6 protein-coding genes are annotated in these 13,868 nt (G+C 47.3%); 2 read left to right on the top strand and 4 right to left on the bottom strand.

The window, feature by feature from the left end:
- Positions 1-183: 183 nt before the first annotated feature.
- Entirely contained in the window at positions 184-4,221 is a 4,038-nt protein-coding gene (locus CKQ54_RS22850) for a S6 family peptidase (RefSeq protein WP_120162275.1), read from the bottom strand.
- A gap of 1,023 nt (positions 4,222-5,244) precedes the next feature.
- Between CKQ54_RS22850 and CKQ54_RS22845 the strand changes: the two genes are divergently transcribed.
- On the top strand, positions 5,245-8,148 hold the full coding sequence (locus CKQ54_RS22845) for an autotransporter outer membrane beta-barrel domain-containing protein (RefSeq protein ID WP_120162274.1): 2,904 nt from the start codon (positions 5,245-5,247) through the stop codon (positions 8,146-8,148).
- A gap of 49 nt (positions 8,149-8,197) precedes the next feature.
- Positions 8,198-8,515, top strand: coding sequence for a NirD/YgiW/YdeI family stress tolerance protein (locus CKQ54_RS22840; protein ID WP_120162273.1), 318 nt, complete (start codon positions 8,198-8,200; stop codon positions 8,513-8,515).
- Between the two features lie 224 nt (positions 8,516-8,739).
- On the opposite strand, the gene CKQ54_RS22835 is transcribed toward CKQ54_RS22840, so the two are convergent.
- The 3 genes from CKQ54_RS22835 to CKQ54_RS22825 all read right to left on the bottom strand — a co-directional run bounded on the left by CKQ54_RS22835 (position 8,740) and on the right by CKQ54_RS22825 (position 13,737).
- Positions 8,740-9,984, bottom strand: a complete 1,245-nt coding sequence (locus tag CKQ54_RS22835) for an HlyD family type I secretion periplasmic adaptor subunit (RefSeq protein ID WP_120162272.1) — start codon at positions 9,982-9,984, stop codon at positions 8,740-8,742.
- A complete protein-coding gene (locus CKQ54_RS22830) occupies positions 9,981-12,251 on the bottom strand; it encodes a type I secretion system permease/ATPase (RefSeq protein WP_120162271.1) in 2,271 nt (756 codons plus the stop codon). Before CKQ54_RS22830 ends, CKQ54_RS22835 begins: the two co-directional genes overlap by 4 nt.
- 88 nt (positions 12,252-12,339) lie before the next feature.
- A complete protein-coding gene (locus tag CKQ54_RS22825; RefSeq protein ID WP_167459680.1) occupies positions 12,340-13,737 on the bottom strand; it encodes a TolC family protein in 1,398 nt (465 codons plus the stop codon).
- Positions 13,738-13,868 lie beyond the last annotated feature (131 nt).

Below are 13,868 nucleotides of genomic sequence, written 5' to 3'. Positions count from 1 at the left end.
TCTATTTTCACTCATTGATAAAAACCTTCAAAGACTTTCAAAATCCACCTTCTGTCATTTAAATACAGTCAAGGAAACAATAAATCCATGAATATTAAAAAAATATCCATAGCGCCTCGCATTATTACTTTGATACCGGATTCAGAGCGTCACCACAATAAAGTGGTGACGCTCTGAGAAATGTTAAAAATTATATGAAAAACCAACCTGACCGCTATAGTCAGTTTTAAACTCTCCTCCAAAACTCTTATCGACTTTCGCATTTAACGAAAGATTACGATTAATATTACCCTCCAGGCCAATGCTGCTTCGGTAGCGGTTATCTGACCAGGCATCATACTCACGGGTAGATTGACGGTCTGTAAGGGTCGTTTTAGAACCGTTTTTTCCGGGAGAATATTGATACTCAATACTCGCGAAGATATTAATATTTTGAAGCTCGGCTCCAAGTCCGCGTTTTTGCACCATAACACCACTGGTCGCGAAATAAGGATTTCCTGAACTCAGACCTACTTCAGCATCCTGTCCCTTGAGAGAGTATCCGGAAAGTGCTCCTGCACTCACACCAACAAAAGGTGAGATGAAAATAGTGTCATGGGCCAGGCCCAATTGATAACCCGTCCGCAGACTACCGGCCAGCATGTGGCTGTCACGTTTTTGCGCAATAATCCCCAGAGAAGAATCTAAGGATAACTCCTGGTTCAGGTACATATAACGGCTCGCCGCATCCAAAAACCATCCAGAGTCAGACAGCAGGGAGTAATAAACTCCCGCAGTGGTCATACGGTGGTTTTCTTTACCTTTATTTCCGACCTGGCCCTGGGTGTAACTGGCGCTGAGCCCAAAGATTTGGCCGTTGCTTTGCTTATCCCACCCCACCGTCAGCGTCTGCTGGCTGGCATTCAGCCCGAGAAAACTGCCTTTACCCTGCTGAAACGTTGCCCAGGAACCGCTTCTTTCCGACGATGTGCGCAAGCTATCTGTACGCTGGTGCAACTGATTAACAGCTTCACTAAAGATATATTGGCGAGATGCCATCAATGCACGCGAGTTCTGAATTAAAGCCTGATTGTCGTAGATACTAAACCAGTCATCAGCGCTAAATGTTGGCTCCTTTTCAATAACTGCAGTCGTTTCCTCATCTTTATCCTTCCCTGCCTCTGATGTACTCGTTGCCTCTTCCGGGACTTCCTCACCAGCCTGAGCTGGTATTTCACTACCCGTATCTGGCGTGGTATCTGCCTTCTCAGGCGTTTCACTGCCCGTATCCGGCGTAGGATCTGCCTGCTCCGGCGTTTCACTTCCCGTATCCGGCGTAGGATCTGCCTGCTCAGGCGTTTCACTCCCCGTATCCGGTGTAGGATCTGCCTGCTCCGGCGTTTCACTTCCCTTATCCGGCGTAGGATCTGCAGCAGGAGGCGTTATCGGCGCATCTGTTTCAGGATCGACAATAGCTTCAGATCCCTCATCATTATGTTCAAGAACCCATAATACGCGGTCATTTTCATCTTTTACCTGATAGTTCGGCGTATACACACTGAACCCGCTATAGCTATTGGCGAAGCCAAAATAACTGTGCGAAGTACCTGCTGGTGCATCGATCATCACTAAATCTTGTTTCAGCTTGACCGGCTCCGTACTGTCAACTAACAAACTCACATCCAGCAGATTATTACCGCCAGTGGCAGAATCTTTAATGATGAGCTTGTCGCTTTCCAACGTGGAAGGCTTTACACCCAGCATCAGATTCAGGCCTGTGGCATCCAGGGAGTTAAGCGTAAGATTTTTTGCCCGCCAGTCACCTTGCTGCACCGTTGACAATTTAGCTCCGCTTTTGGCATATAAGGTATTGAGGTTACTGTTACCTGTCATTATCCAGTTTGCATTTGCATCTAGTGTCATCACTGCCATACCGGGGGAGGTCACTGCGCCCTGGTAATTAACTTTTCCAAGATAAAGAGACGCATTATTTGCCAACTGCACGTCACCGATGACTTCACTGGCAGGAAGAAGAGACAGCGAAGCGGCATCACGAGCGGGCTGACTACACGAAACATCATCTTTATAGATAACCGCATAACAACGCCAGGTCTTCTCATCGGAAAGCTCACTATCGTTATAACCAAATACCACGCGAGCAGATTCATCAGCGACAATATCTGCCTGAACGCCAGCATATTCTCCGATCTGGAAATTTGCGCCTTGAGCAACATGAATCTTGTTGGCCTTGAATAACGACGTGCTCCAGTCATCCTCGATGACGACACTACCGGCATGTGCGACAGGCTGGCCAGAAAGTATCGTGGTACCTTTGCCAGCATAGAGGGTGCCATTCAGGTTCATGCCACCGGTTAAAGCCGTTAATGCCGTGTCGTTATTCGGGGTGACATTAACATTCATGCCGCCATTGGTGAGCTCTTCTGCTGTTTCACCTAAAAAGCCCCGGAAAACCTGAATATTTAACTCGTTTAAACGATGGTTAACTGCAGTATTGGCGTCTGTTCCAAGATAAGCCCAGGTTGAGGTTGAACTCTTATCGGTAGGGAAATACCAATAACTGCTGGTCTTAAGCTGAAAGTATTCAGTCTCTTTGGTATACGGGTTGTTATAGACATAAATAGATCCCGGCGTTCCGTTGGGATTGCTGCCATTAAACGTATTAAACGACACATCCTCCGGTGTGTAACCCGTGATGTTAAGCGTAGCCAGTTCATCGCTGTGATTAACCAGTTTGGCGCCACTGTCGGTATGGTTAATTTTTTTGAAAGTTAATTCATTACCATTCAAATCCAACCTTCCGCCGCGATAACCAAAATAGATATTACTGGTTGAAACCTGCTGGCTGTCTTCAATTACAACGGTTGGGCGCCCGCTCACCAGGGTGACGGAGGAGAATGCTTGTTTATCTCCCGATTCATCAGCAATCTGATCGAGAATAACCGTACCCTCGCCGACATTGAGGCTGCCCGGGTTACTTCCCCTGGCATTGATATGTAACGTACCCGCTCCGATTTTGTGAAGCGCATCGTTGGCTAAGCCATTGACCTTCCATAACACTTCTTTGCCAGCATCGACTTCAACCCCACCGCCAGCCCAGGTCGCATTTACATCCGAAGCAGACGCAACAATGTAGTTATTGGAGAACTGGAGTTTCCCTGCACCCATGTTGATCGGAGCATTAAGGGTAATCAGCCCCCCTGCTCCGTTGAAGCGCAGATCTTTTGTAGCATCCAGCTCATCATTCGTCGCATTTGCTGGGGCAACACTCGCATAGGCCTGAGCCAGCCCGCTCCATGACCATGCGGTATCCTGCTGCGTGATAGCTGCATTATTCCAGTAAACAGCCCCCTTACCCGCGATGTCCTCTACATCCGCAGACGTGTTGGCGGCAGTAATATCCTGAATATAATTATCTGGCATGTACTCCCATATACTGGTCGTACCGTAAACCTGGTCTGTGACAAACGCACCGTGCAAAACACCGGCAATTTTCCACACTTTGTCCAGCTCGTCATAAACCATGATTGGACTGCCGCTATCACCAGCCATCGTCCCGATGGAAAGCGGGGAGGTCAGCGGGTTATCAGGGCCATAGCTCGTTGCACGTAATGAGCTTGAAGGCGTCGTCACTGTCGCTGCATTGATAGTTCCTCCACTCACCCACTGATAGGCGCCACTCAGCGTAATTTGTTCAGTCTGATCTTCACTCACCTGGCTTTGTGTGCCACCGCCAACGCGTGTGTACCAGGAATAGCGTGAAGCATCCGCATCACGAAGAGCAGATTTTTCTACAGTCTCAACCGGCGCTGCCTCAGTAACGACTTTATTCAAACGCGGCAGGTGGAAGTCAACATCAGCATCCGCCGATTCATTACGGTTTATTAATGTGTAAACTGAGGCATATTGCGCACCATTACCAAAACTGAGTGTTTTATAGCCGGTGTTATGCCGGGCACTTGCCACATAGGATGACGCCACCAGCGTGCTATATCCGTAAGTTGCCACCATACCGAAATCAGGCATAGAGAAATCCAGATAGCCGGCGAGCGTGCCATCGGTTTTATATATTGGCAGATTTGTTACTCCCGCAGAGAATTTACCAAGGTTTTCTGCAAAGTCACGATAGTTCTGGACATCAACATCGTGCCTCATAATTCCAGCATAAGATTTTGAACAGACAAAAGCCGTGCAAATAAAAGCCGTCACACCGAAATGTTTCAATGTATTCTCCTTGTGAATTAATCACTTTTAAAAGCAAATACTAACTTCACGTTAATAATAACATTGCGACTTATATTTCCTGGCGCGGCTTTATTATTTTAGTTGACCCCAGTCATGGAACACAACTACTTCCTTGTTTCGTAAGAGAAAATTTATATAGTCAAAATACCATGCAGTTTATAATATTGTTGGATAAATTAAATTAAGGTGAAGACTTTAAGTTTCCAAAAATAAGCAATAGCCATTGACTATGAAATAAATAACCTTATTGCCAGTGAATTTTAATCCTGAAAAGAGTTTCTTTGTATAGTTAATAAAACTTTTGATTGGAAAAGGCAAGGTTTTCTGCCTCTTTGACATTTCATTTAAAATTCCATGCTCCCGGTAAATTATCCAGATAAAAAATTACATATCCCTTACATAGCATTGCATCACCATAATTTAAAAAATATCACGATATCTCAACAAAAAAACGGCTGAAAAATATAGCCATTCGTTTCAGTATCGGTGAAGTTCTGCAAAATATTCCATAAATATACTTACTCCCGTTTATTTCAGGACAGCCCATCTCTGGTAGAACAGCGATCATCTTTGTAAAAATGGTCATCCGCTATCGCCCCCCTACTCCTTCTATTCAGGCTCATGATTAAAAATCATCTTCAGATTATTTTTAATTTAAGCATCATCAGCTCAACACATAAGTAAATATATATCGTCAAAAGACAATGCATGTTATTAAATTTAACAAACACACTCTATTTTACACCTAAAATCCCCTTATTTTTCAATCACAAGAAAAGATCAGACTGCATCTAGCGCAACCAAAATAAAATCACCCTGTCATTTAAGCAACTTTACATAATTCAGCAACCCTCTGCATAATCCTGTTAATTCACACCAAACAAAAGGCAAATCAACTTAACGGGATTTTAGTTAAGTACCGTTTTTTATGCAGTAAACATATTCATTAGGTCAGTTCTGACAAGGTTAAATCATCAAGAGTCTTACGGAAGAGATACAGACATGAATAATAAGTTTGAAGTGAGCAGGCTAACCAAAGCATTAATGCTGGTTAGCGGAATAGGTGCGATAACGGGTACAGGTTACGCCGCGGTGACCGGCAGCCAGACAGGGAGTGCGATCAGTTTATCGGACGGCACGACACTCATCGCTGACCTGTCATCCGGCGGTGGACGCTACGGTATCCTTGTTCCTAAAGCGACAACGGGCACAGTTGCGGTGGGTAGTGGTAGCACGGTTCGGGTCACAGATGCCGATCACTTTGCTCAAGGCATTATTTTAAATAGCGATAATAGCAGCCTCACCGCGGACAAACTGACTATCAATGTCTCTGGAAAAACAGCAACCGGTATTGAGCTTAACGGCAATAAATCCAGCGCTGATTTAGGATCAGGCACCTCAGTAAGCATCGTTGGCACCGGCGACGGATTCGCTGATGGAATAACAATAAGCAATGCATCGTCTCTGGTTGCTGACCAATTACAAATCTCTACTCAGGGAACGAGCGGAGTCGCATTGCACATTTCCGGTTACGGAAGTCAGGCCAATCTCGGAGACAATAGCGTTATTCAGACAAATGGCACCAGTAGCCATGGCATTCAGATCGACGCACTTTCGGGCCTGGCCAGCGAGGGTTCTTCAACCCTCACAGCAAATCACCTGACTATCAACACTCTGGGTAATAGCTCTCAGGGTATCAATATTCAGGAGAATAGTTCAGTCGATCTGGGCAGTAATTCAACTATCATTACCACCGGTAATACCTCTGCAGGCATATGGAACTTAGGCAATTTAACCGCTGACCATTTGACCATCAGCACGTCAGGCACGACTTCCGCAGGCTTGTCCGTCCGGGATAACGGGGAGGCCACTATCGGAGCTGGCAGCGTCGTTTCCTCTGCTCAAAGTGGCGGAATTGTCGCCTTGGGGGACAGCGCAACAGTCAATTTCTTTGGTAGTGAAGAGGAGCGCAACACCGTTCAGTCAGCAGGCTCCTATGCGGTTTCAGCACAGTCGGCGGGTTCGACAATTAATCTCGAAAACACTGACATTGCCATTAACACAGCAGACAGCATGGGGCTGGGTCTTTGGGCCACTGGCGGCACAATAAACGGTAGTGGGTTAACGATTACCGGTTCTGCGGACAATACCATCGGCGTATATGCGATGGCAGACGGTGTCGTAAATCTTCAGGATGGTCTCACCATTGACATGGGTTCGCCAGAAGGTATCGCAATGGCCACCCAGCATAATGATGGCTATTCACCCAGCGTCATTTCTGCCGATGGCAAGATGGATATTAACGGCAGTATTGAATCTCTTGGGGGGTTAATCGATCTTAACTTTACCTCTGGCTCGCTATGGTCCGGCAGTGCTGTCAGTGACAATGTTAATGGCGGCCACCTGAACGTCAATTTAACCGACAGCGAATGGCGTATAGCGAGCAGTTCCACTCTAGATAATTTGCAATTAAGCAATTCTCTGGTCGATCTGACCGCCGCAACTGACGACAACACCTACTCGACGCTGACTGTTGCCAACCTCAGTGGCACAGGTAATTTTGCGCTGCGTACAAATCTTGCGGGTGACGGTGAGGGGCTCAACAACATTGGCGATAAGATTGTAGTAACAGAAAGCAGTGCTGGCGTTTACGGCCTGACCATTGAAAACAGAGGCAGTGCCGTCACCACAGGTAATGAAGTACTGACCGTGGTTGAAACGCCTGACGGTATTGCCACTTTCAAAGGCAATTCAGAAGTTGAGCTGGGCGGCTATGTCTATACCGTCAATCAGCAGGGCACTAACTGGGTCCTTTCGTCATCAAAAACCGAAGATAGCAACTCTGCTGTTACCCCCCTGCCCGCTGATACGGATACTGCAAGCGATACCGCTGCGGCAACTGATGCGACAACGGTAAATAATGGAGATGTAACGCCGGCGTCAACTGCTGATACAACAAGTCCGGGTACGGCGGCTGACTCCGAGCGTCAATCTGTCATTACCAGTTCTGCCAATGCAGGGGCTCAGTTCCTTAATATTGGATATCTGATGAGTTATGCCGAAATGCAAACTTTGATGCAACGCATGGGGGATGTGCGTCAGGGTAAAACGGAAGGAAATGTCTGGCTGCGTGGTGTAGACGGACGTTTTAGCGGCTTTGTCAATGGCAAGTTAAGTGATTTCAGTTTGAATTACAGCGGCTATCAGTTTGGCGTTGATAAACGTATTTCAGAAGATTTGCCGGTCTATCTGGGTCTGTTTATGGGGATGACCGAAGGCTCTCCGAACTATAACCGGGGCAGCGGTACCACAAAGTCTGAACATTTTGGTTTATACGGAACATGGCTGAATGATGCAGGTTATTACATTGATGGGGTGATGAAGTTCAATCGCATGAGAAACCAGTTTTCAGTCAACGATACGCAGAATAATGCAGTATCGGGCAACGGCGTTTCTTCTGGCATGAGTGTGTCATTGGAAGCTGGAAAGAAAATAAGTTTTTCCAGCAACGGTGCGGGTTTTTATCTTGAACCTCAACTCCAGTTCACCGCGGGGCATCAGAATGGCAGCTCAGTGCGTGCCTCTAACGGGCTGAACATCGACTTGTCAAATTATAAAACACTGGTGAGCCGCGCCGACTTAGTTGCCGGTTATGAAATCAATCAAAATGATTACAAACTCAATACCTATATCAAATCAGGGATGATGCGCGAATTCTCTGGCAATGCATCTTATGCCTTAAATGGCTCAACAGAGAAAATCTCTTTTAAAGGAAATGGCTGGAATAATGGTGCCGGTGTAAGCGCTCAACTCAGCAACCATACCGTTTTTCTTGAAGCAGATATTCTTGACGGTCAACGCTTCAACCAACGTCAAATCAATGCCGGTTATCGTTTCAGTTTCTAATCAGGCCCCAACCAGACAAGGCTGTTTATATTTACCAAAGGAGCTATAAATGAACAAATATCAATTACTTACTCTTGCAGCGCTGTATTCCACATCTGCTTTAGCGCAACAGGAAGTGTCGATCGCCGAGGCAAAAAACATGCGTGATGACCGACATGTTACCCTGACAGGTACCATCAGTAGCCGCGCGGATGATGACCACTACTGGCTTCAGGATCCAACGGGCAAGATTAGGATTGATATAGACGAAGACGATGATGATGATGACCGCTACTTCATAGGTAAAAAAGTACGGATTAATGGAGAAATTGACCGCGATGACCGCCAGGTTGAAATTGATGTTAGTCGGATTATTATTTTAAAATAACGTCATAACAGGTTATGAAAAAGCCAGCAAATATGCTGGCTTTTTTCATCTACGTTATTCAGGTTGTCCGGGTTTATTAAATAACCCAAAGTCAATGTGGACTTTCGCTGTCATCAACATTTTCATCTTCGTTACAAATCGTCCTGCTGTTGCATTCCTTAGTAATATCGACGATTGCCTGGATATGACTTTTCGAAATTAGTTCTTGATATAACTTCTCGACATTACTTCTCGCGAAATGCCTCCTGAACACGTAATAAAGGACGCAGAAGATATTGTAATAAACTTTTTTCACCCGTACGGATATCAACTGTGGCCGTCATGCCGGGGATTACACGCAGTTCCTGACTTCCACTCTTGGTCAGAGTGTTGCTTTCCGTCAGCACCATGACCCGATAATAAGTATCGTCTGCACCCGGTTTTCTTGCAGTTTTGCTTTCTTCATCCTTAAGCGCTCCCGGACTTATACTCTGAACATGCCCTTCCAGACCGCCATAGATGGAGTAATCGTAGGCAGAAATTTTTACTACCGCCGCTTGTCCCGGGGCCAGAAAAGCAACATCAGAAGGTCTGATCCGTGTCTCTACAAGCAACTGGTCATCCAGCGGTGTCACTTCCATAATCGATGAGCCTGGCTGAATAACGCCGCCAATCGTATTGATATTAATGCGATTCACAATACCGCGCACCGGTGACCGCACCTCAGTTCGTTCGAGAGTATCTTGTCGCCCCATAGCGGTCTCTTGCAGACTGGTCATTTCGACTTCTACTTTCGACAATTCATCATTCGCTTCGTTGTGATAACGATTTTGTCGCTCAGTAATCTGCAATTCGGCATCATTCGCCTGTCGTTCAAGCTTCAAGACTTCAGTTTTCGACAACAATGATTTAGCTGAAAGCTCGCGGGCCATCACCAGTTCTTTTTGCAATAACGTCTTTGATCTCAGATAGCCTGCGATTGACTCATCCAGCGCGCGTTTGCGCAGATTCCATGCATCCGTTTCCCGCGCCACTAACTCAGGTTGTTGCATCACCTTCGCTGGAAAAATCAAATCGTGTCCCGACGCCTCAGCTTCAAGACGTGCGGCCTGAGCCTGGAGGGCCAGCAAGCGGTTAGCACTTTCACGAAAGGATGCTTGTGCCCTGGTAGGATCGATTTTGGCCAACGGCTGCCCTTTCTCAACAGTGTCCCCCTCATGTACCATCAGTTCCTGCAAAATACCGCCCTCAAGACTTTGCAGCACCTGTTCATGGGAACTCGGCACGATTTTGGCAGATCCTGTCGTCACCTCTTCAATGTTAAAATTCGCCGCCCATAGCACAGCCAGTACCATTAATGTCACGCCTCCCCAGGCGATAAAGAGCCAGCCTTCCCAACGATCTTGTCGGGCTGCCAGTACCATGTCACTGGCCGTACGATCCGCCAGGTCTTTGCCTTGGCCTTTAGCTTTATTAGATATTTTACTCATGCTGTTACCTCGTCAGACTGACGTGCATTATCTGTACTTATCTCGACACCAGCAGGTTTGGCTGCAGAACGCAGTACTGATGCAGCCGGTATTTTCCCGCTGTTCAACAGGTCGATAATTTCGTCCCGGGGACCATCAGCGACCTTAATGCCGTTATCCATGACAATGACCCGGTCGACATATTTCAAAACAGCGGGACGGTGCGTAACAATAATGACCGTTCGTCCTTCCATCGCAGGGATCAGCGCCTGCAGGATCATGCGTTCAGAGCCCATATCCATACCCGATGTTGGCTCATCCAGTAGCAAGACGTCAGGGTTGGATAATATGGCGCGCGCCAATGCAATAGCCTGCTTTTGGCCACCCGAGAAGTTCTCACCACGTTCACTTACCGGCATACCGAACCCCATCGGATGTGCCGCTATAATGTCGCTGACGCCGGTCATTTTAACCGCAGCCATGAGTTCTTCATCACTGGCGTAGGGGGCTCCCATCACCAGGTTGTCGCGTAAGGTCCCATACATAAAGCGGGGATCCTGGTTGACCAGTGCAATACGCGTACGTAATTCCACCGGCTCTATTTGTCGTAGATCCACCCCGGCAACAGTAATGGTGCCCGTACTGAGCGGATAGAGCCCGACCAGTAAGCGAAGGAGTGATGATTTTCCGCTGCCCATTTTTCCAAGGATGGCTACGCGCTCTCCCTGACGGAACCGGACGTCAAGTTGCTCCACGACTGCCGGTAAATCATCTTTGTAATGGAAGGATATTCCCTTACAGTCGATTTCTGTCTGGCTACCCTGCGGCAGTTGCACATACACTTTGTCTTTTTCACGTTCTGTCGGCGCCTGCATGACCTTATTAAGGATCGCCAGTGAGGTCTTCGCCTGCTGGATACGCAGACCGAGCGCGGCTAAGGTTGCAATCGGCATAATGGCGCGCCCCATCAGGGTCATGGTGGCAATAATCCCCCCCATTGAAATATCACCATCACCGACCAGATAAGCCCCCCATACCAGCAAAATAACGGTACCGAACTGCTGAGTGGTCTGTATGATGCTCGACCCCATAGTGGCCAGAAAACGTGACTTCATATTCACATAGGAGAGTTTGACGCTTGCCACGTCATGTTTTGATGCCACCAGATTTTCAGCGCGCAGCACTTTGATCGTTTCGAGATTATCCAGCGACTCAATTACCAAACCGTAACGGTTACTGCCGATTTTCATTGAGGCTTCAGCATGGCGCTTTAAAGGGATTTGCATCAGCAAAACCATCGCCACAATAATTAGCAGGATCAGGATGACACACCATACAAGTGGCCCGGCCACCAGATGGATCACCACCAGAAATAATAAGACAAATGGCAGGTCGGCCACGGTAGTGAGTGCCGCTGAGGTCGTCAGTTCCCGAACGCTGTCGAAACTTTGCATGACATTGCCAAACGCCCCGCTTGATTGTGTCCGGTTCGACATTTTGCCATTGAGAACGTGACGGAAGAGCTGGGCACCGAGTACCAGGTCAATTTTTTTACCGGCCCGGTCGGTGATCCAGGCACGGCCTAAACGCGCTGCCAGTTCAAACAATAAGGCCAGCGTCACACCGATCGCCATGGTCCAGAGCGTGATATAGGTCTGATTAGGCAATACGCGGTTATAGACCGTCATAGTAAAAATCGACATGGCCAGAACCAGCAGATTAATCACCACTGACAGGGCTGCGGCTTCATATATGTAACGCTTAAAACCCCACAAGGTATGCCAGAACCAATGTCCTTCGCCTACGCTGACAATGTCATCAGCACGGTGATCGAGATAGGACTTAGGGCGAAGCAGCAGCAATTCGCCGCAGTAATGTTGAGCCAGTCGTGAAAAATCAACCTCAACAGGCTGGCTGCCCAGTGAGGGGTCGATAATGGCGCAGCTTTTTTCGCTGAATTTTGTAAGAACGCAGTAGCCGGTATCAAGACGCATCACCGCAGGCAGAACAAAGTTTTTTACATCAGCCAGATCTATTTTTTGCCAGGCCGCACTGATGCCGCGACTCTGTAAAGCATTCAGTACCCACTGATTTTGATCGGCAAGCTCATCACGCGATGAGAAAGCGGGCATATCAGCACGTAAGTTATTTAAGGTAAGTCGTACGTCAAACAGGCGTAACGCACTTTGCAAAGCGAGCAACAGCGATTCCTGAGTGTTGGCTCCTGTATTCTGCTCGCTGTCAGCATTCATTTCAGAGCCCGCAGGCCCGGTAGTTATATCAGTCACGATGTTGTCCTCTGGACAATGAATTCAGGGTGGCATGGCGACAAGCGGAAAGATCTCACGGCATGCATACCCTTTATTGAAAATAGGCTCAGTGCACAGGCTGAATAGTGTTGGCGGGTAATGAGTTCACCTTTTGCGCCAGTTCACTTGTTTTGCCCAAAGCGGCGACAATCTGCCATTGCGTTGCCAGGTATTGCATTTGCTGCTCCTGATAACTGGCCAGGCTGGTGTAGTAATCCGTGGCAAAGGAAATCAGATCGGTTAAAGGGCGCTGGCCAGCGAAAAACTGCACTTCCCCTGCTTTCCAGGTTTTTAGCGCGGTTTCGGATTGCCGTTGCAACGCGTTTATTTGTCGCTCACGCAAAGGCAATGAGACCCACAACTGATCCAGTTGCTGTTTTAAGCTTCGGAAAGTTGCATCCTGATCTGCTTCAGCGGCAATTAAGCGCTGCGTTTCTGCATTTGCGTTTGCACGGCCGGCACCCCCGTCCCATAAGCTGATATCGCTGCTCACCTGCAACGTCACGGCCTTGAAGGGTTCCATTTCTCCATTGCGTTTTGGGCTATCCAAACTAAGCTGCACATTCCATTTCGGACGGTTCCACTTTGAGGCCAGCTCAACAGCGGCTTTAGCCTCTTCTTTACGTTGACGTGAGACCATCCAGCTGGGATTTTCTTTCAACACTTGCTGCGCCTGTTCCAAAGACGCGGGTAACAGCCCTGTCTTTTTCAGGTCAGGAAGATCACGGGTAAGTACGATGTCATTATTGAGCAGCGCACTAAGCTGTTGCTGTGCCTGCATGTAGGTTGTGAAATTCATTTCACGACTGGCTATCACGGCATTGAGCCGCGTTTCCACCTGATTGATCTCAGACCCACGACCACTGTCAACTCTGGCAATTGCCTGCACCCTGTTCAACAGATCTTGTAGCGCTGCGATCTCTTTATCGAGCACAGCGACAACTTTGGCATTCGTCGCGGCAGAGGTGAACAACGAGAGAACTTGTTGATTAAGGCTCTCACGCGTCACATTGACTTGTGCCTGTTGCATAGAATAGGCGGCCTGTTTTCCGGCAACACTGGCAGCGGTACGCCCATGGTCATAAAGTAATTTACTGATAGAAATATGGGGCGACAGTGGATTACTTTCATAACCCGGTTGCCCTGTATATCCTACGCTACTCACACCCGTACTTATTTGAAAACCATCAGCTGCTTTAGCCTGCTCGATATCATAATATGCACCTGCGCTGGTTGATATCCCGGACCGCACAGAAGGATGTTCAGCCGTCATACGTAGCAATTCAATAAAGTCAGTAGCGCGGGCATTTAATAAAGGATTAAAAAACAAACCCACTATTATCAGACTGCGCAAAGGTAATTTCGATTTTAGTGCCAAGAAGATTGCATTCATAATTAACTCAAAAATAACTAGTGAGTGAAACTGGCTATTTACACTGCCACCAGACAAATACTGCGATGGCATATCTTGTAACGACCCGAGCATCACCTACAACGTTAATTCTGCAAAAAGTCCATATATGGATTTTAAATCCTTAAAATGGGCTCTTATTTACATTTTTGTTCCAAAAATGTGAACATACGCCAACTGTTAAA

This window comes from Rahnella variigena (assembly GCF_003610915.1).
Taxonomy (GTDB): Bacteria; Pseudomonadota; Gammaproteobacteria; order Enterobacterales; family Enterobacteriaceae; genus Rahnella; species Rahnella variigena.
This window is presented reverse-complemented; position numbering and strand designations above follow the sequence as displayed.